General features: G+C 41.7%; 18 protein-coding genes. 4 read left to right on the forward strand and 14 right to left on the reverse strand.

What is annotated here, in order from left to right; all coding sequences use genetic code 11:
- Positions 1-249: 249 nt before the first annotated feature.
- Complete coding sequence (locus WAZ74_RS10595) at positions 250-882, reverse strand: RlmE family RNA methyltransferase (protein WP_422308269.1); 633 nt, start codon at positions 880-882, stop codon at positions 250-252.
- 354 nt (positions 883-1,236) lie between these two features.
- Here WAZ74_RS10595 and WAZ74_RS10600 point away from each other — a divergent pair, with 354 nt between their 5' ends.
- Entirely contained in the window at positions 1,237-1,545 is a 309-nt protein-coding gene (locus WAZ74_RS10600; protein WP_201562055.1) for a YhbY family RNA-binding protein, read from the forward strand.
- A 208-nt stretch (positions 1,546-1,753) separates the two neighbouring features.
- The gene (locus WAZ74_RS10605) at positions 1,754-2,590 is read left to right on the forward strand and encodes a hypothetical protein (RefSeq protein WP_422308270.1); all 837 of its coding nucleotides are present in this window, start codon (positions 1,754-1,756) and stop codon (positions 2,588-2,590) included.
- Between the two features lie 98 nt (positions 2,591-2,688).
- Here the strand turns inward: WAZ74_RS10605 and WAZ74_RS10610 are convergent, their stop codons facing one another.
- Entirely contained in the window at positions 2,689-3,417 is a 729-nt protein-coding gene (locus tag WAZ74_RS10610) for a CHAP domain-containing protein (protein WP_422308271.1), read from the reverse strand.
- 198 nt (positions 3,418-3,615) lie between these two features.
- On the opposite strand from WAZ74_RS10610, the gene WAZ74_RS10615 reads away from it, so the two are divergent.
- The gene (locus tag WAZ74_RS10615; protein WP_422308272.1) at positions 3,616-4,131 is read left to right on the forward strand and encodes a hypothetical protein; all 516 of its coding nucleotides are present in this window, start codon (positions 3,616-3,618) and stop codon (positions 4,129-4,131) included.
- Positions 4,132-4,429: 298 nt separating this feature from the next.
- On the opposite strand, the gene lpxC is transcribed toward WAZ74_RS10615, so the two are convergent.
- From lpxC to WAZ74_RS10675, 12 genes are all read right to left on the reverse strand, one after another.
- Positions 4,430-5,347, reverse strand: a complete 918-nt coding sequence (gene lpxC / locus WAZ74_RS10620) for a UDP-3-O-acyl-N-acetylglucosamine deacetylase (protein WP_422308273.1) — start codon at positions 5,345-5,347, stop codon at positions 4,430-4,432.
- Positions 5,348-5,701: 354 nt separating this feature from the next.
- Complete coding sequence (gene ftsZ / locus WAZ74_RS10625; RefSeq protein WP_422308274.1) at positions 5,702-6,898, reverse strand: cell division protein FtsZ; 1,197 nt, start codon at positions 6,896-6,898, stop codon at positions 5,702-5,704.
- 246 nt (positions 6,899-7,144) lie between these two features.
- Complete coding sequence (ftsA, locus tag WAZ74_RS10630; RefSeq protein WP_422308275.1) at positions 7,145-8,437, reverse strand: cell division protein FtsA; 1,293 nt, start codon at positions 8,435-8,437, stop codon at positions 7,145-7,147.
- Positions 8,438-8,604: 167 nt separating this feature from the next.
- Positions 8,605-9,420 (reverse strand): cell division protein FtsQ/DivIB, encoded by an 816-nt coding sequence (locus WAZ74_RS10635; protein ID WP_422308276.1) that lies wholly within the window; start codon positions 9,418-9,420, stop codon positions 8,605-8,607.
- Between the two features lie 554 nt (positions 9,421-9,974).
- Positions 9,975-11,075, reverse strand: a complete 1,101-nt coding sequence (locus WAZ74_RS10640) for a D-alanine--D-alanine ligase (RefSeq protein ID WP_422308277.1) — start codon at positions 11,073-11,075, stop codon at positions 9,975-9,977.
- A 42-nt stretch (positions 11,076-11,117) separates the two neighbouring features.
- On the reverse strand, positions 11,118-12,557 hold the full coding sequence (murC, locus tag WAZ74_RS10645; RefSeq protein WP_422308278.1) for a UDP-N-acetylmuramate--L-alanine ligase: 1,440 nt from the start codon (positions 12,555-12,557) through the stop codon (positions 11,118-11,120).
- A gap of 61 nt (positions 12,558-12,618) precedes the next feature.
- On the reverse strand, positions 12,619-13,704 hold the full coding sequence (gene murG / locus WAZ74_RS10650; protein WP_422308279.1) for an undecaprenyldiphospho-muramoylpentapeptide beta-N-acetylglucosaminyltransferase: 1,086 nt from the start codon (positions 13,702-13,704) through the stop codon (positions 12,619-12,621).
- A 324-nt stretch (positions 13,705-14,028) separates the two neighbouring features.
- Positions 14,029-15,027, reverse strand: a complete 999-nt coding sequence (gshB, locus tag WAZ74_RS10655; RefSeq protein WP_422308280.1) for a glutathione synthase — start codon at positions 15,025-15,027, stop codon at positions 14,029-14,031.
- An 80-nt stretch (positions 15,028-15,107) separates the two neighbouring features.
- The gene (pyrE, locus tag WAZ74_RS10660; RefSeq protein ID WP_422308281.1) at positions 15,108-15,809 is read right to left on the reverse strand and encodes an orotate phosphoribosyltransferase; all 702 of its coding nucleotides are present in this window, start codon (positions 15,807-15,809) and stop codon (positions 15,108-15,110) included.
- A gap of 60 nt (positions 15,810-15,869) precedes the next feature.
- Positions 15,870-16,835, reverse strand: a complete 966-nt coding sequence (locus WAZ74_RS10665) for a hypothetical protein (protein WP_422308282.1) — start codon at positions 16,833-16,835, stop codon at positions 15,870-15,872.
- A gap of 86 nt (positions 16,836-16,921) precedes the next feature.
- Complete coding sequence (locus tag WAZ74_RS10670) at positions 16,922-17,752, reverse strand: SDR family oxidoreductase (protein WP_422308283.1); 831 nt, start codon at positions 17,750-17,752, stop codon at positions 16,922-16,924.
- 90 nt (positions 17,753-17,842) lie between these two features.
- Complete coding sequence (locus tag WAZ74_RS10675) at positions 17,843-19,984, reverse strand: DUF4105 domain-containing protein (protein ID WP_422308284.1); 2,142 nt, start codon at positions 19,982-19,984, stop codon at positions 17,843-17,845.
- 179 nt (positions 19,985-20,163) lie between these two features.
- Here WAZ74_RS10675 and ampD point away from each other — a divergent pair, with 179 nt between their 5' ends.
- Entirely contained in the window at positions 20,164-20,754 is a 591-nt protein-coding gene (ampD, locus tag WAZ74_RS10680; RefSeq protein WP_422308285.1) for a 1,6-anhydro-N-acetylmuramyl-L-alanine amidase AmpD, read from the forward strand.
- The last annotated feature ends 3 nt before the right edge of the window (positions 20,755-20,757 follow it).

The following is a 20,757-nucleotide window of genomic DNA, read 5'->3' on the forward strand; positions in this document are numbered from 1 at the left end:
TTTATAAGGCGCTTACGGTCAGACGACTTTGCTAAAAACATAAGTACTTAACAAATCATTCAGAAAAGTACTTAAATATAGGTTTAAAACAAAGTTAATATAGCATTATATGTGGTATGAACTTGAATAATTCAAGCAGCTTTCACATTTATTCAGTTAACGATTGTAGCGCTTTTCATTTAATCATAAATACATTCTATGATGACACATTATCTCACGTAATATTATCGCAACTTATTGACGTTAAAGCTATTTGATAGCAATCCAAAACATCTCTTTTGAGCGTGGTCGTGAAGCGCCCGGTTTGATACTACGGATTTTACTAAAATCAAGCTGCATCTGCTTGCGTAATTCCTGTGTACCTTCACCTTGAAACACTTTCATAATAAGCGCGCCACCTTCTGGTAAGGTTGCAAGCGCGAAATCAACCGCAAGCTCACATAAATACATCATACGCGGCTGATCGATTGCACTATTACCGGCAGTATTAGGCGCCATATCAGATAAAACCACATCGACCTGTCTATCACCTACTTCCGCCATAATCTGGTCAAACACTTCTGGCTCGCGAAAGTCGCCTTGAATAAAGGTAACGTCTGGCAAAGTATCCATCGACAAAATATCAGAAGCAATTAATATGCCTTTTTCACCGACCAGCTGACCGGCGACTTGAGACCAACTACCAGGCGCACTACCCAAATCGACAACCGTCATACCTCTTTTAATCAGGTTGGTTTTTTCATTAATCTCAAGTAATTTATAAGCAGCGCGGGCACGATAGCCATCTTTTTGAGCCTTTTGCACATAATGATCGTCAATGTGCTCTTTCATCCAAGCACTACTGCTCTTTGACAATTTTTTGTTTTCAATACGTGTGGCCAAAATTCCTGCTCCCATAATTTTGCGAAATACTCATAAACGTCTATTAATCAGTCTTCTATTAACTAATTTTTTGATAAACCACTTTTAATACGTACTTAAGTATTCTAACTACGCGATTAATTAAAGCGTTCATCTATCTTAGACTGTTAAGCAGTCAAATTTTCTTAGTGAAAACACTGCTTTATGAGACCGTAGCGTTTATAATGTGCTCATAAATGCAGTTTAACATTTTCATCACGTAAAATCGTGCAGAATCCTGCTGATCTTATGCAAGATAGTCATAGATTATCTATAATGGTCATTAATTGCTCTCACTCGTACTATCTTTTATTTTTAATAAACACTAGGAATTCTATGCAACTTGATAACGCTACTATTAAACGCCTGAAAGGCATTGGTCATGATCTCAAACCGATTGTCATGATTGGCAACAAAGGTGTCACGCCAAGCATCATTGAAGAGATTGATCGCGCCTTATCAGATCATGAACTTATTAAAGTAAAACTGCCTGCTGGTACCAAGGAAGAGCGTGATGTCATCGGCGCTGAGCTTGCTGCTACTGCGAAGGCAACTTTGATTCACTCAATTGGTCGTATGGCGCTATTGCTACGCAAAAACCCAAATGCCAATCCTAAGCTGTCAAACTTAGCGCGTAATGCGTAGTAGTTAATAAATAACTAACTACTTAGTTTAAGTTCTAGCATACCGTACAGTTTTATCTTATAGACTGATCATGACGGTAAATTGTAAAAGCCGCGATGCACCTTTGCTCGCGGCTTTTATGTCATTTATAGTTCACTATTTAATATGTGATATTCGTTATCAGCTATATCATACTTTATGCTATCAATTATTTTTGGGTAATAAGAATATGAGCCAGATTTTTGATTTGTGCCTAGCGACTGAAACCTTGACACAGGACGCACAGCAACTTGGCGTGACGGTAGAAGATTTAAAACGTATTCAAGTGCGGGTAAGCGCAACCCTCATGCAACAGCCTGAAGCCTGTTTGCAGTTGCACTATTATGTAACGCTGCCTTTTAAGTCCTTAGCCGCTCAATTGAATTGGCCAACGTGGCAGTCTTCACAAGTAGGCTTTACCGATTATTTATGGGAACAGACTTGTCTTGAGTGCTTCTTAGCAGGTTGTTTAGTTAATAAAGACCGTTTGATAAATAATAACAATACAACCAACACTGATGAAGTAACCAATTATATCGAGGTGAACGCAAGCCCTGACGGTCGTTATGCACTCTATCAGTTTAAGAGCTATCGTAACCCTGCGACACTTCCGCCAAACCCTCTACTGCAAGCAGATGGACAGACACGCGCTTCTATCAATTGGACTGATACCTCAAAGCGGCAAATACCGTTACTAGAAACCGAAATAGATGCTAAAGCTTATAGCCATGCATCGACAGCAGCTGAAAACTCGTTACCTAAAACCTCAGTATCTGAAGCATTAGCTCCTAAAAATATATCTTCTAAGCTATATCACTACGAGCGCAGCTTTAGAATGCCATTAAACCAACTGTTCAATGAAACCGCTTGTACCAACGACACTATCATAGAATACATCCATCCTTGTGTCATTTTATACTTTGGTGACACGGCTTTATACTTCGCACCCAAACATGCATCGCCGCCTGACTTCCATAATCGTCAATATTGGACACCTTTTAATGGGCAGGCAGCCCTTGACAAGTAAAAGCCTTAAATTAAGAAACTGCTTTATTTAGGACATAAAAAAACTCAGTAATGTCATAAAGAACATTACTGAGTCCGGAGAAAGGGTTTAACTGATGCTTATTTATCAGCCATTGCAAGGTAAATACCACGGTCTGAGGCATCGTCAACGTATTTTGAATCACGCCATGTTGTATAGCTATTAACACCGCTATATGGACTGATACCGTTTTGACGGAAATCAGATACCCAGTTATTACCATCAAATATTTGGATATGGCCATGTGGACGTCTAGAGCTACGATCATAAACAATAACGTCACCAACTTGGGTCTGCATATTGTTACTAATTTTGCTAAAGCCTGCTTGTGACAGGGTACCACGAGAGGCATATTGATAAGCTGACGGGTTAGGGGTAAATTCGTAGCCAGCTGATTGTAGCGCTTTACGTACGTAACGAGCACAGTAACCAGAGCTGTTAGATAAAGCGACTCGTGATGCATTTGCTGCTGCAATAGCAGGAGCAGAATAACGATCTGGAACTGAACTTACTTGCTGCTGACGCTGCTCATAAGACAAACGACTGGTTAGCGATGCAAGCTGATATTCTTTCTGTTTTGCATGCGCACTTAAATTATCGATTGCTTGGCTGATTTCATCATTGCTAGACACATAAGCGCCGCTGTTAGTGCTATAGATATTACGACTCGAACCATAGTTCGCAGAAGCAGAGATATTTGTGATGGTATGACTCAAGGTATTATTTGATTGAAAGGTTGTTTCGGCAGCACCACTCGTTTGTGCCACACCCATTCCCAATACTGATAAAATTAATAAAGCTTGTTTCATAAATTTACTACCTATTGTGAATATGGGATTGCTCGTCATCCGTGACAAAGCATGAATTAGTTTGGAAAATATAATCATGAGACAAACATGATAAAATCTTTGGTACAACAGCTCACTCTTGTTTCTTCAATGACGAACGCTGAAATTATTAACAGCTTAGTCATATACCTCTTAAATCGTTTTAGATGAGTGATGACAATGTCAAAAAAACAACCTAACCGACTTGCTAAACTTATTGATCATCAAGCTTTTGCTGGTAGCGCACTACCTGAAACTCTTGCTGACGATATGCGTTTATATATACAGGCAACTACTGAAGTAAAAGCGCTTTTGGTAGATTGTCTACCAGAGGAAATCCTCAGTAACTGTTGGGTCGTGGGCTTAACCTCCGAGCAATTAATACTCAGTGTCAGCTCAATGACTGCTGCCAACCATATCCGCTATTTACAAAGTGCTTATCTGCAAGTGTTAACAGAGCAGTCGATTACATTTAGACAACTCAAGCAAATTCGCGTTGTAGTAGCCAAGATATCTGCTGATAATCATCATTACAAATCATCATCAGCGTTGTCAGCACCCTTATCAAAGCCTCTTAAAGCCCATGAAAATCAGGCCTTTAGCCAAAACATAAAGCGGACTATATCACAGGCTGCAGAGTGTGTCACCACTGATGAAAATCTTAAAAAAGCACTTTTACGCTTAGCCAGTCAGTAAAAAACATCAATATCTATTGTAAAGTTATGTAAGTAAAACCAGTAATCGACACCGCTAGCGCTAGGTTTTTGTAATCTCATAAACAAAAAAAATCATCTGTTAGTGCCATTCATATTATGAATACCACTAACAGATGATTTTTTTATTCTCTACAGCTTTTACCTTACCTACTATGTAGCGTGTTTCTTATAAAACTATTAGGAAAGCATCCATTTAAACGAATATTATTCGACCTTACTTATAACCGATTTATGTAATATTGCGTAATTGTTTCGATACTTCGTGTATAACCCTGTATTTATACTTCAACAGTTAGGTTATTCAAAGGTAAATATTCGATAGGACAAGTTACGTTGTCATCAAATGTTACAATTTCAAAGTTATCACGATCTGATAAAATCTCACGTACCAATAAATTATTCAATGCATGACCAGATTTATAAGCATTAAAACGCCCTAAAATCGGATAACCAATTAAATATAAGTCGCCAAGCGCATCTAAAATTTTATGACGGACGAACTCATCATTGAAACGCAATCCTTCTTTATTAAGGATATTTGCTTCATCGATGACGATAGCATTGTCCATGCTACCTCCCAATGCCAAATTATTTTGACGCAAGGTCTCGATATCGCGTAAGAAACCAAAAGTACGCGCTGAACTTAATTGCTCAATAAAGTTTTGGGTAGAAAACTGTAGCTGTGCATGTTGGAAATTTTTATCAATAGCAGGATGGTCAAAATCAATTTCGAAATTTAACTCAAATCCTTCATAAGGACGTAGCTCTGCCCATTTATCGTCAACTTTGACACGTACCGAGCGTACGATTTTAATAAATCGCTTTAAAGTATCTTGCTCACGGAAACCTGCTTGTAATAACAACCCCACAAAGGGAGCTGCACTGCCATCCATAATCGGTATCTCAGATGCCGACACACGGACTAATAGATTATCAACCCCAAGCCCAGCTATCGCACTTAGCAAATGCTCAACTGTACCCACACGTGTACCACCAAATACAAGATTTGATGACATCATGGTATCTTGTACCAAAAATGCGCTAGCAGGGATGGGCATGCTACCGGCAATATCAGAACGCTCAAAAACGATTCCGGTATTAACTGGCTGCGGATGAAACTCTAAATCAACAGGTTGACCACTATGAAGACCAGTACCTGTAACGGCTATTGCTGTTTTTATGGTTCGTTGGTTCATGGCTGTCTTCTCACATATTTTGTTACAATTGGCATAGTGTAGCATTACCCGCCCCTGCTCCGCTAGCGTTAAAAAGCACTAATTTTCTTATATCTTTGATTGATAACATTTATCACAACTCTATTATTGCTGACTTTTATGTCTCAATAATTGATTTATCGCTACGAAATAGTGAGTTTTAGAGACGCATTATCCTATCAATTGGCTTACATTAAAAATTTTTTAGCATGTTCTTTTATAGACATTTATGGCTCCTACTTAACCCATTTTATAAATAGGCAGTGGTTATAAATAAGCAAAAAAAAAGCCAGCGATTGAGCGCTGGCTTTTTTAATGATAATTATTTATAAATGACTATTTGTTTTGTTGACGCTTAAGATAGTCTTGAATGCTATTGGTCTTAGTTTTAGTCTGCTCTGGAGCAGCATTCGAACGGATTGGGTTTTCTTGATATTGAGCTTGAGACTGTTTCTGACTGTTTAAAGCGCTCGTATGCAAGCTTGGATCGACAGGCTGGGTACTATTTACAGATGGCACAGGCTGCTCTACTACTTCCGGTTCTTCACCAGCATTCTCATCTAAGGTCAGGCCCGTTGCGATAACGGTCACATGCAAATCGTCGCCCATTTTTTCATCGATAACAGAGCCATAGAAAATGTGCGCTTCATCGATATCAGTAATCTCTTCTACTATGACACTGATTTTGCTCATCTCATCCAATGATAAAGACTCAGAAGAAATTACGTTGACGAGTAGACCTTTGGCATTCTCTAAACGCAAATCATCAAGCAATGGTGATCTAATGGCTTTTTCAGTCGCTTGACGCGCACGATCATCACCGCTGGCACGACCAATACCCATCATCGCATGACCTTTAGCCGTCATTGCAGTACGGATATCATTAAAATCGATATTAATCATACCTTCGCTAGCAATAGTTTCGGCAATGCCTTGAACCGCATGCAACAAAACATCATCCGCTTTTTTGAAAGCATCTTGCATAGAGATATTGCCGTAAACACTCATTAACTTATCATTTGGGATAGTAATAATAGAGTCAACGAAGTTGGTAAGCTGCTCGATACCTGCTTTAGCAGCCTTGATACGTTTACCACCTTCAAACTTAAACGGCGTCGTCACTACGGCAACGGTCAACACTTCCATTTCTTTGGCAATACGTGCAACTACTGGTGCTGCACCAGTACCCGTACCGCCACCCATTCCAGCAGTGATAAATACCATATCTGAGTGTTCCAGTAACGCACGAATCGCTTCTTCGTCGCTTTCTGCGGCTTCACGACCAACTTCTGGGTTCGCTCCTGCGCCTAGACCACGGTTTGTTTTTGCGCCGAGTTGCAATTTATGCGGTGCCGTCAAGCGATCAAGCGCCTGTTTATCGGTATTCGCACAGACAAACGTTACCCCTTTAATCCCTTGTTGTACCATATGTTCAACTGCATTACCGCCACCGCCGCCTACACCGAATACAGTGAAGCTTGCCTGGCCATTGTTTTGAAGCTTGTTGTCATCTGGCATGGTGTATTTTGACATAAAAAGGTTTCTCCAGTTGCAGATAGCGTGATGGTCGATACATGGGTAACACACTCATACGGCGCGCTATCGACTTACTATATATAAATGTATTTAAATAGAACAGTGCAATGGCTTAAATAGTGGAGCTTAGCCAGCATATGTCGTTATTGTACAGGGTATTACTTTTAACATTGTTGTAGGGTATTAATCGCAAAATACTTATTTGCATATTATAAATATTTTGTCAGCAGAATTCCCACAGGATTATAATATCTTTTTTAGGACACTAGCAAAACGTTGCCCCGCACTTTGAAAAACACCCGTCACACGGTTTTTTTGAATCGCTTCAGGCTCACTTTTTTCACTACGTCGAAACTGCTCGCTCTGACTATATAGTAATGTTCCAAATGCCGTTTGATAAGCGCGATCATTAACCTGAATATTTAGCTGCTTAAAAGATTCATCATTATCGAAATGGTTATAAGCGCTAATGGCAGGATGGGTGTTAGTCAGTACCACTGGCATTTTAAGCAGTTTTTTGGCAAACGGTATCATGCCTTTAATAGAACTGCCACCGCCTGAAAGCACAAGCCCCTTATCAATATAGCCTAATAAATCCGCTTCATGTAATTGGCGAACCACTTCGGTAAATATTTGCTCATAACGCGCTTCGATAATACGAGCGAGATTATAAATATTAATATTAATCTCATCACCCGACCCTTGCGGTTTAAACAGGAAAAAGGAGCTTGGGTCTACGCTATTAACATCAACAGTACCATATGATTTTTTCAGCTTTTCGGCTTCTATCATAGAGATACCCATATCTGCCGATATATCCATTGTCACTTCATGACTACCGGTCGCGATGCAATGCGTGAAAATCAACTTATTTTCTTTATAAACACAAATACTAGTGGTACTAGCGCCTATGTCAATCAAGCAAACACCTTGTTGGCGCTCTTCACTCATCAAACTATATTCTGCACTGGTCACTGCATCAAAAACGATATGGTCAATACCAACATCACAGCTTTGCAATAGCTTTTGCATGTTCTGACGGCTTGAAACCGGCATCATCATCATGTGATACATGACGCTGATATTGTGCGCTACCATATCAATGGCGTCATCTACCATAAATTCTTGATTATCGATATAAATGCCTTGCTGGCAACAATGCATCAAATAGTAGTCCGATGACAAATCTTGCGATTTAGCATTCGATAATGCCTGCACCATATCTTTGGCACGTACGACTTCGTCTTCTACTCGGACATCACCGATACTATTTTTGCTCAATAGTTCAGGTGTCGCCATCGTTAACCACACACTATGCACGCGACAATTAGCGGTGTCTTCCGCTTCTTGTATGGCTTGTCTGATAGCACCTTGCAAACGTTCGCGATGTTTTATTTGACCTTGATAAAAGTCGCTATTTTTAACTTGCCCAATACCCATAATGCGAATGTCTTTTGCAGAGACAACGCTGCCAATAACGACATAAACTGCCGTGGCACTTAGATGGACAACAACCAGATTTTCAGTATTTTTCATGTTACCAGACAAATTATCGCTAAACAGGAGACCAGATGATGTCTCCATTAAATCATTAAAAGGGCTATCATCAAACGATGATATCGTAGGTTAATTCTTTATACTAATAAAGCAGACAAATGTAGTGTATTAGCTGCTAATTTAATATTTTATTTCTGATGTACTTTTTATGGTGGTGTTTCATTATCTTGTGACGGTGCTATATCTTGTGGCGGCGCTATATTCCATGCAATGGTAAATCCATTTTTGTAACGAAGGTCTACTGACTGTATCTGATCACGGCGATTGCTTAATTGATTAGCAAGCAGCTGACTTAAATTCAACAGCTTTTGCGCGGTATCCTCATTGTCAACGATAACCCGTAATCCATTATCAAAACGAATCAACCAAGTCATTCTTGGTGACAGAATGATATCTGCAACTTGCATATCAAGCGGTGTATACCAATCGTTTACTTGCTGCATCTGTTGCATAATAACGGGCGCTTGAGCCCTATCACCTTGTAAAGTCGCAAAGCGCTCTTGCGTTAAGTCTCTACTGTCAGCAGGAACAAAAACGCTGCCTTTCGCGTCAACCAAACGTTCAGTACCAAAATTTGCAACTGCCTGTTTGGGTAATGCGGTGACCACGATACCACGCTGCCAATCACGGCTAATGCTCACTTGGTCGACCCAAGCCAAATTGGTCGTAATGTCTCGCAGCGCTTGTAAATCAGAGGTAAAAAAACTACTCACACTCTGTTGGTTCATAACTTGCTGTAGGGCTCGATATTCTGTAACCGTCAATCCTTGGTTGCTGACGTGGATAGCAGCAGGAGGCGCATCACGTAATGCTTTACCGCCCATTATCAATATTAATACTAACAACCCTAACACCAATGCCGTAAAGAAATATTTAGCCGCAGTCGGTACTTGAAAATTAGATTTTGGGTGACGGGTTTTATCACTCATCAAGTCAGCTACGTCATTGACAGTTTGAGCCATAATAAACTTCGTCCCTATATTTATACCTGAATTATTTATATCTGAATATTTATATCTGATTGATAATTGCATAAAACTGATGATGCTTTGTACTAATGTAAACCTACTTATTGTTTTACTGTTCACAGAAATCTATTCGATTGACATGCTATCAATTTAATTGTCTAAAAGGCTATATAAAATGTGATTATGTTCGTTTAAACGTAACATTTTTCTCAGCTAATGAATGACTTAACAGAGAGTTGCATAAATATCACTAAAATAGACTAGTATTACAATACTATCGCATTTTACCTTTAAACAATAGCCTAACCCCTACTACTAGCAACGAATTTACACAAGTTTACATGAAGCTATGGTATAGCAGGCCTAGCGATACATTTATTCTTTTTAATACTGCTATCTATCTGCTCTAAAACAATACTTAAGACACTAAATGTATTCTTCTGCCAGTATCTCAGTGTGGCATTTTAACCAATCATTAAGCCAAAAAACTGACGCTTTTGATAATTGGTTACGTGGTTACGTGGTTACGTGGTTACGTGGTTACGTGGTTATAATGTCTGCGCTAGAATATGCCAACACAAGCTATCAAAGTCCATCCCTCGAGCTTTAGCAGCCATCGGAACCAAACTATGGCTGGTCATCCCTGGTACGGTATTAATCTCTAGCAGCCAAAAGTTACCTGCTTCGTCTTGCATCGCATCAATACGTCCCCAGCCTTTTGCATCGACGGCACGAAACGCTGCCAAGCTTAAATCTTGCAGGTGTTTTTCATCAGCGGCGCTCAGACCACAAGGAATATAATAACTTGTATCGTTACGATTGTATTTGGCTTCAAAATCGTAAAAATTGGTAATATCAGCAGGCTCTAGGCGGATGACGGGATACGCTTCATCATCAATAATAACAATGGTAAATTCGCGACCGGTAATCCAGCGCTCAGCCATCACCACATCACCACATTGCACAGCAGTAGCGTAAGCAGCAGGCAGCTCATCAAGTTGATTGACCTTAGTCATACCAATACTTGAACCTTCGTGTACCGGTTTAATAATAAGTGGTAACCCTAGCATATTGACAACTTGCTGCCAGTCAGTGTCCGCGGTAAGTAATGAAAATGGTGCGGTTGATAAACCACAACCTTGCCACAGCTGCTTAGTACGCACTTTATCCATGCCGAGTGCCGATGCTAAAATGCCTGAACCTGTCTGCGGAATATCAAACCACTGCAGCACGCCTTGTAATAGACCATCTTCGCCGCCGCGACCATGTAAGACGTTAAACACACGATCATAATCACGCAGTTCAGTAATATCTTGATGCTTAGGATCAAAATGGGTGGCATCAACGCCTTGATTTTGTAGCGCTTGCAATACGGCAGCACCACTGTCTAAAGAGACGCTACGCTCATTACCACTGCCGCCGTAAATAACAGCGACTTCACCAAACTGACTGGCATCTTTTACCTTGTTATTCGCAATATTTGGTACGGCATCATGACTTGGTTGGCTACTTTCCAATTTATCTTTTTCTACTTGCGCAGCCGCTGCCAATGCTAGCTCCGGATTGATAATAGCGGCTGTATTATCTTGGGTGTTATCCGTATCTTTGTTGAAGTTATCGTTATTTTCTTGATGGTTATTGGCGGTCATAAGTATTATTCCTAATATTTTTTAAGGCTATTCTGTTGAGATCTATTTGATATATAGATTGTTGGCGGCTAATTCGATGGCTATTTGTCCAACATTACCAGCACCTTGGGTAATCAACATATCATTTGCTTTAAGCAGTCGCTGCATGACAGGGGCAATATTGTCTTTATCAACAATCGTCGGCTCAACAGTACCGCGCAAACGAATGCTACGTGCCAACGCCTTGGTATCTGCACCGGCAATCGGACTTTCACCGGCTGAATAGACATCCAACAACAATAATTCATCAACACTTGAAAGTACTTCGACAAAGTCATCAAAGCAGTCGCGCGTACGGCTATAGCGATGCGGCTGGAACATCATCACTAGACGACGATTAGGGAAACTTTGACGGGCGGCTTTAATAGTAGCATCAACTTCTTTAGGATGGTGACCGTAGTCATCAATCAACAAAACATCACCATCATCGATAGCGACAGAGGCATGCTGCTCAAAACGACGACCGACACCTTCAAATTTTTGCAGCGCCCGAGTAATGGCTTGATCATCAACGCCTTCGTCGGTGGCCATCGTAATGGCTGCAAGCGCGTTGTAGACATTGTGCACGCCTGGAATATTTAGAGTAAGACGTAATGGCTCATGGTCACGACGCAATACGGTAAAGTGTGTTTTTGTACCTTCGGTGACCAAATCAATGGCCTGTACATCATTAAATGGCTCAAGACCAAAGGTTAATACCGGACGCCCAATATCATCAATCATCGCATACAGTTCAGGATCATCACCGCACACAACGGCCAAACCATAAAATGGCATGTTTTGTAAAAACTGAATATAGGCAGCTTTTAATTTATCAAAACTATTGTCGTAGGTCTCCATATGATCTTGATCGATATTGGTCACAATTGCTGCCATCGGATGCAATGATAAAAACGACGCATCAGATTCATCCGCTTCCGCAATTAAAAAACGACTGCCACCAAGCGCAGCATTCTTACCTGACGCATTGAGCTTGCCGCCAATCACATAGGTTGGATCAAGATTTCCCTCAGCCATCATGGTAGTCAGTAAGCTGGTGGTGGTGGTTTTACCATGCGCACCAGCAACGGCGATACCATGACGGTAACGCATCAACTCACCAAGCATATCTGCACGGCGTACCACAGGAAGGCGTGCTTCCAGTGCCGCTTTTACTTCAGGGTTACTACGGTCAATGGCCGACGATACAACGATAACATCCGCATTAGCGATGTTTTTAGAATCATGACCGATGGCGATATCTATGCCAATCTGCTGTAAACGTTTGGTAACCAGACTCTCAGCAATATCAGAACCACTGACTTCATAGCCTTGGTTCTTCATGACCTCAGCGATACCGCACATCCCCGAACCGCCAATACCGATAAAATGCAAATGCTGAATACGGCGCATTTCTGGTATCTCAATCAAACGTTTCGTTAGGGCTTTAGCAGAGGTAGGCATAGCATTTTCTCTTAATAGAAGACTGATAAAATATAATTAAAAAATAATTCGTGTTTGTTATTTATAGTGTTTGCCAGATAATATCAGCAACTTGCTGGCAGGCCTGACGATTGGCAAGTGCATGACCTTTTCTTGCCATCTCTAGGCAAGCAGGTCGATCAAGCAAACTAAGCTCATCACTCAAGCGTTTTGGCGTTAATTCGCTTTGTGGTAATAAAACCGCTGCTTTATGTAGCGTCAAGGTGCGAGCATTTGCCGTTTGGTGATCATCAACTGCACTTGGTAGCGGCACAAAAATCGCGGCGATACCGACGTTTTGGATTTCAGTGACCGTTAACGCGCCAGCACGGCAGACAATAATATCAGCCCAATTATACGCAGCAGCCATATCATCGATAAATGGCTGTACCGTAAACTGATGAGCGCTTAAATCTTCGCTATCATAAGCCTCTTGCGTTGCCACTTCATTATTACGTCCACACTGATGACGTACCTCAAGAGGACGCTCTATTAACGCCAGTGCTTTTGGCACCGTATTATTTAATGCTTGAGCGCCAAGCGAGCCGCCAACCACCAATAGGCGTAAGGGCGATTTATCATTCACATCATAACGAGCCGATGGCGCTGCTACGCCAGTAATGGCATTACGTACCGGATTTCCGACAGTTTCAAACTTACGATTAAGCTGGCTATTGGCAAAGGTATTTTCAAAGGCTTGCAAGACTTTAATAGCGATTTTAGCTAAATAACGATTACTCATACCAGCAATGGCGTTTTGCTCATGAATAATCAGCGGTGTGCCAGTCATACGTGCCGCAATACCACCGGGTGCACTCACATAACCGCCAAAACCAACAACCATGTCGATCTGATTGCTGCGGATAATTTTAATAACGGCCATCGTCGCTGATAATAAAGTAACGGGCATTTTCAATAAACGCCCGACCCCTTTACCACGCAAGCCTTGCATAGCAATAGCATGAAAACTATAACCGGTCGGTGCAACCAAGCCATTTTCCATACCGTTTGCCGTACCCAACCAATGAATCACCGCCCCACGTTGGGTCAATTCCTCAGCAACTGCAAGCGCTGGAAATACATGCCCGCCGGTACCAGCTGCCATCATTAATATATGCGGTGTTTTCATGAACGCCTGCCTATCTTTTCTTTATTTATATGAAGGACTTATTATCCTATAGCTATCCTGAACATCTTAGCCATCGAACGATGAGAGCGCTATAAAAGCCCGCACAGTAAAGCCCGCATAGTATAGTGTAAATCACTGTCTGATATACAGTATTTTCTAACTGACCAATAACAAAAATCCAAGCCGTGAGCAATCGCGGCTTGGCTTAATATCTACTACTCAACAATCATAAAAGCGCAAAATTTCACGACGGCTCAACCACATATCTTAGCACAGCTATTTTTAATCATTGTGCACATAGATTAGTGATAAATCACTCTATCATTACTGCTTTGCCCAAACTGCCAGTTTTTGCTCGATAGCGATAATGAAATCAGTCGCAATATCAGTACCGCACTGATCGTCAATCTCACGAACACACGTAGGACTAGTGACATTAATTTCAGTGATGCGACCACCAATTAAGTCTAAACCGACGAACATCAGCCCTTTTTCTTTGACAATAGAGGCAACCACTTCAGCCACTTGACGCTCGATGTCGGTCAGCGGCATTGCCACCCCGCTGCCGCCTGCTGCTAAATTACCGCGAGTCTCGCCTTTAGTCGGAATACGAGCTAAGCTATAATCGACCACCACACCATCGACGATTAAGACACGCTTATCACCTTCTTTAATCTCAGGCAAATAACGCTGCGCCATAATCGGTAAGGTTTCAAGCTCAGTCAATATCTCAAGTGTCACACCAATATTTGGGCTGTCAGCGGTCAGACGGAAAATGCCAGTGCCGCCCATGCCATCAAGTGGCTTAACGATAACGTCTTGCTGCTCAGTAATAAACTGACGAATATGAACTTGTTTACTGGTCACAATCGTTGGACTCATATAGTCGCTAAACCACGTGGCAAACAATTTCTCATTACAATCACGAATGGCTTGTGGATCATTAACGACTAGCACACCAGCCGCCTTAGCATGATCGAGCATATAAGTCGCATAGATAAAACGCATATCAAACGGTGGATCTTTACGCATCAAAATCACGTCATAGTCGCTGACTGGCAAGGTCGCTTTCTCGCCTAACGTATAAAAACTTTCAGGATTTCGGGCAACGGTTACGGGCTGCGCATCTATCATCAACTGTCCACGATCCAACCATAAATCATGGATTTGACAATAGCCCAGTGTGTGCCCGCGATCTTGCGCCGACCACATCATTGCAAGGCTGGTATCTTTTTTATAATTGACCTGCTCAATAGGATCCATAATCACTAAAATATTCAAAGAGCGGCTATGCAAAGATTCTTTAGTATTTGACTGGCTCATGGTAAGGCTCACTTACGTTATATTATTAATAGATAAAACAGACATAAATAACATGCCAACCTAACAATGCTTGCAATAATTTATACGCCGTACTGGGCGCGATAATGCTGCATTTTTGCAAGTTGGGTCGCGTCTTTATATTGGTTACTGCCATCTGCTAAATAGCTAATTAAGTCATCGATGTCGACAAGGGCACGCACAGGCACTTGTAAGGTTGCCGCCAGCTCTTGAATCGCAGAATGCTCAGCCAAGCCTTTTTCTTTACGGTCGAGTGCCACGATAATACCAGCGATGCTTGCACCTGCCTGCTCTAAGATCTCGACTACTTCACGCATGGCTGTGCCAGCAGTTATGACGTCATCGAGTATCCATACCGATTTACCACTGACGTCAGCGCCGACTAAATTACCACCTTCCCCGTGGGTTTTTACTTCTTTACGGTTATAGCCCCATTTTGCATTGATACCATGATGCAGCCATAAAGCCTGTGCGGTAGCCGCAACAAAAGGAATGCCTTTATATGCCGCACCAAAGATGACTAGCTCTTGTATGCTTTCACCATCATTTGTAGATGCCATTTGCTCAGCCACTGTTTTAGCTAAGGCATCCGCATAACCACGCGCTAATAATGACAACATCTCACCGGAAGCAAGCAACCCTGCATTAAAAAAATATGGGCTGATACGCCCTGATTTTAAGACAAACTCACCAAATTTTAGTACCTGATTGTCCAAGGCCAGCTGAATAAAGTCATGAGATGAAAACGCTGTTATAGTTTGCATGGATTATCCTTGAAGTCAAAAATATATTGAAAAAAATTGCATTATTGTACGCATTATTGATTAACTTGACCAACCATTGATATGGTAATCATTCAAATTTACATAGCGTGTCAGTAAGCCACAGCGTGACGAGAGATTAAAATGGCACTCTCCGTCGCTACTCACTTGAATATCCCAACCCAAATGATAAGCGGCAACAATGATATGTCCAGTAAACAGATTAATTTGTCTATATTGATTGCTATTCATGGGTGCTATAGAGAGTTGACTGAGCAGATAGCTGCGAACGTACTCACAAATTTGTGCTGCGCTATAACTTTGATTGATGCTTTTACGGGTAGGACATTGTTTTAGTACATGAACCGCCACGCTACAGGCCATAATATCAGTAGCTAAACTGCCAGCGCCTGTTTCAAACTGTTGCGGCTGTAAAACAACCTGCCAATCATCCGCATACAGGCTATTAAGTAGCTCATCAGGGTCATAGCTATCTGCTATTTTTTGCGGTTTGTTTGTTTTATTATTAACTGCCTCAGACGCTGTAAAGCCATAACGATTAAGGTCAGGATAATGACTGACAACACGCTGAATGTCCGCCATATCCAGTAACGTCATATGCGCAAGTGAAGATAATAACGGCTGCTCACTATAATTGCGATAAAAACTATCAGGTAACAAAATGAGCTTGGCAGCACTCAGTAGCGCTAAATGTTCAGCTAATGCTTCAGAACCGATCAATCGCCACTTGGATAACGAGCTTTCATTCGGTTGAATAAAGCGTACTGACTTACCATAAAGGCGGCGCAATTGACCGTTAATACGGCGCGCTGGCTCTGGGATATCTATCAGCGGACGCGCAGGGTCGATAGGCGTTAGATTAGGATCAAAGTTAGGATGGATAATAGCAGGTTGCTCGCTATTTGGCAGATGAGATAGCTGCCCAACACTATCTTCTACACCTTTACCTTGCCCTGATAGCAGTGGGCTGTCAGATAAATGATTGTCAGAAGTAGATGGCTGGGTCATGAAATCTCCGTAGGCTGTAAAATATAACAGATAAAATAAAAATTATAAAAGGTAGCGTATCATACTTCTCTACTACCTCATGCTTGCTACTGCAAGATATCCTGATAACCTGCCTGCCAATCAGGATAGTTGAGCCAAGCTAACGGAATATTGCTATGCAAGCGTTTGCCCGTAACAGCAGTTTTCTCATTATCGACCTCTGGCGGTAGCTCACCTACTTGTTTGCTCAACCAAGTGGTTAGCTCAAGTGTCGTCACTGGCACATAATCGGTGGCAATATATAGTGACTTTGGCGCAGCTATCGTCAACACCTTGGCAGTAATCGTCACCAAGTCGCGATCCATAATACGATTGCTCCAATCTTCGGCAGCAATCGGTTCTTTTTGCGCTTCTTTAGCTTTACGCAAACGCATCAATCGTTCCCGTCCATAAATACCACTGGGACGAATGATAATAGCCTTTTCACCAAAACCTTGTTGCAACGCTTGTTCTGCTTGCAATATTACTTTTGACGCATCACGTTCAGGAGTGACAAGGGCGGTATACTCATCGACCCACTCACCTTTATTTTGCCCATAAACACCCGTTGAAGAGATGAACACTACCCTTTCAAGATTATCCAATTCATCTGCAAACTTTGCTAGGTGCTGACAAATACTTAAATAGCTGTCTTTATAACCACTGGTCGAATACTCATCAGGAGTCACAATAATGGCGATACGCGTGAACGCTTGCAGCTGCTCAGCGGTCAGTGTCAACGCATCCGCTTGCATAAATGTCGCACTATCATCTAATTGGTAATGGCTACGATCACTACGCGCCAGCCCAGTCACAGACAAACCATTTTGAGCAAGTTTATTAGTCACCGGCAAACCAATGTCACCTTGACCGATAATAAGTAATTTCTGAGTGGACATAAGATATCCTTATTTATAATGGTACTAATGGATTTTCTTTTTTATTTATAATTGATTTAGAAATTTAAAATCACCAACTCTTTACTACACTTAAAAATAACGCATATAAGACAGTTTTATATCATCATTAGCATCGACACGGTCTTGCCAATCATAGCTAGCATTAAGTCGTAGCGCTTGCTTTTTATCGATATCGTATTGCAATCCAAAGGTAGTAATCGGCTGCCAATAATGACCCGTTACCTCAGGCGCATCGCTGCTGCCATGATACCAATACGGCAGTTGCAATTCAGCTTGCGCGCGTAACTGATTGTTAATCTGGTATAGGCAGCCAGCGTTTACCCCTGCCCCCACGCGATAGCCTTTATTGATACCACGCCCACCTTGTACTGCGCCAGTTGCCAAGGCATAGCACAGCTGCGGCGGCATCTCACCAGAGTTCGCAGGCGGCGTTCCAAACGCCCATGACTTACCATATTCTAAGGTGGTGCTTGCCACCAAATGATCAGTGCCATCTTCTTGTGAGCCATCATTGATACGCGTGGCTTCAACACTCGCGCCCCAAGTCTGCCCTTTCTTAGCAGTATTGACAGGATTATACGAGCGTCCACGAATTAAAGTGAAATTCTGCAAAACGACGCTTTTTGGTTGGTTGGCTTTGTTATCGTCCTTGTCGTATAAACGCAATGTTGCCTTGATACCTTCTAAATCAAAGAACTGCCCAAACCCTGCGGTACGATCAAGCGTCTCATGGAAGCCGGCCCGTAGACCAAGCTCTACATAATTGTTATCCCCACGCTGTCCAATACCAACTTGGCCACGTTGCAACGCATGACGATCAAGCGGATTATTATTAGCTGCGGTAATAGTTAATGGCAACAACGTCTTACCATCAGTACTCATGCTCGATGCCAAATTAATATCGGCTGATTTAATGTTGTTTGCTGCTTCTTTGGTCAAATCTTGATAGCTTGAATAGCCTAGTTTGGCTGCTTGCACGGCTTTATTTAACTGTGCTTGGCGTACGCTACTGTCTGCTGGCGTATAAAGGGTGCTTGCGAGCAAATTTTCAGCGTTAAGTAAATTAACGACATCGGATGGGATTACGGCATAAGGAAGTTGGCTGAGCAAATGCTGTTCAGGGCGTACCACATCAATAAGACGTAAAATCTCCGAAGCACAGTTATCCGTCGCAAAGTAATAGGGCAAACTTAAGTCTTTGGTTTCCCACACATGCAGCATGATTTGCTGCACCTCGCTTGGGGTTAGGTCCAGCTGATAGGTCCACGTATCACGTTCGTCAGTTTTTAGATAATCTGCAAGCTTTTTAGGATAAGGATCAATTTCGATCAGATTATCATAGTGACCACTCGCCGCTTTAATAGCATAAATTAAAAAGCTATCGGAAGTATCTCCATCAACACTGTCGTTGAGCGCATAAGCATGATGAATCTTACTAGGGTCAGCCACACTAGCCTTTGAGTCAATGCGCAATAAAGTATGGCCAAAAGCAGAAATAGGATTATCTAAATACTCTTGCGCAAACATCATTGATAGCTGTTCAGGTGCTAACATTGTCATCCAGTCATCAAGCTCTGAGCAGTTCGTTTGCAATGCTGTTTTATCAATATTTAACGTCTCGGTAAGCCAATGTACGCGCGCAGGAAAACGGCAAAGTACCGAATTACTTTGATTGGTTTTAACATTGTTACTATTGCTCGTAGAGGCTATTACTTCCTGAGCAAGCGCGACCAGCATGGCATCAAGTTCAGCAGCTGAATCTTGCTGACCGTTGCTGCTTAAGAAAAAACTGGTATCGTCGACGACGCTTTTATTTTTCTTTTTACCAAGCAAGCTTTTTTCATCATCGATAAAATAGAGTAAACGGCGCCATGTTATATGCTGTGCTAGATTGTCTTGTTTTACTTGCTGACGCCACGTTATTAATAACTGCTCAGCATTCGTGTTTTGGCTGTTTTGAACATTTTGGGTATCTTGTTTATCCGCATCTACTGATTTGACTGAATGTTTAACCATCAAATCTGGATTAGCATCAGTGGCAAGCTCGCCTGTAGTGACAAGCGATAAAGGCGTTGGCAAAAACGCCTGTGCCTGTACAGTTAGTAGCAGCCCAGCAATCGTCAGTGGCAAACGCGCTCGTCTACTCAACTGTATTGGCTTACCCTCTATTGTAATAAGGTTTAATTTAATAGATTTTAATTTAGTAGACATGAGGTAAAATCTCGCACTGTAGGGGTCATACGCTTGTCGCGTTATTAGCTATGCTAAATTAACAAAAAAAACATTCTGAATTACCATTTTCTTTAGATATATTGCTATAACTTTATACAAAATTTATGATAAAAATCATTTCTACTATGCTTATTAATAACATTATAAAAGAGAATACTATGTCCGCAGCATCAGCAATGACGATTAACGATGGTCGATTATCAGCGGTCAAATGGATAGCGTCGCCGAACTATAATAAACGACCAAAAAATACGACTATTGATACTATCGTCATTCATAATATCAGCCTACCACCCAACGAATTTGGAGCGTGTGGCGCTGATGGTATACATTACGTTGAGGCGCTATTTACCAATCAATTAGACTGGGAAGCACATCCATACTTTAAGACGATTGAGGGCGCAGAAGTTTCGGCTCATTTATTTATAGAGCGTGATGGTACTGTGACTCAGTTTGTCAATTTTAAAGATCGCGCATGGCACGCTGGCAGGTCTAGTTATCTTGGTCGTCCTGAGTGTAATGATTATAGCATTGGTATTGAGCTTGAAGGCTCAGATTTTGTGTCCTTTACAACCGCGCAGTATGATGCACTTGCACAAGTAATCGCCGCTCTCTATAACGCCTACCCTAAAACCCGTCGACATCTAACCGGTCATAGTGAGATTGCCCCCGGTCGCAAGACTGACCCCGGTAATTATTTTGAATGGGGGAAATTACGCGAGATGGTAGCCAATGAACTTAAGGATTAGGTC

Source organism: Psychrobacter sp., from assembly GCF_049295055.1.
GTDB lineage: Bacteria > Pseudomonadota > Gammaproteobacteria > Pseudomonadales > Moraxellaceae > Psychrobacter.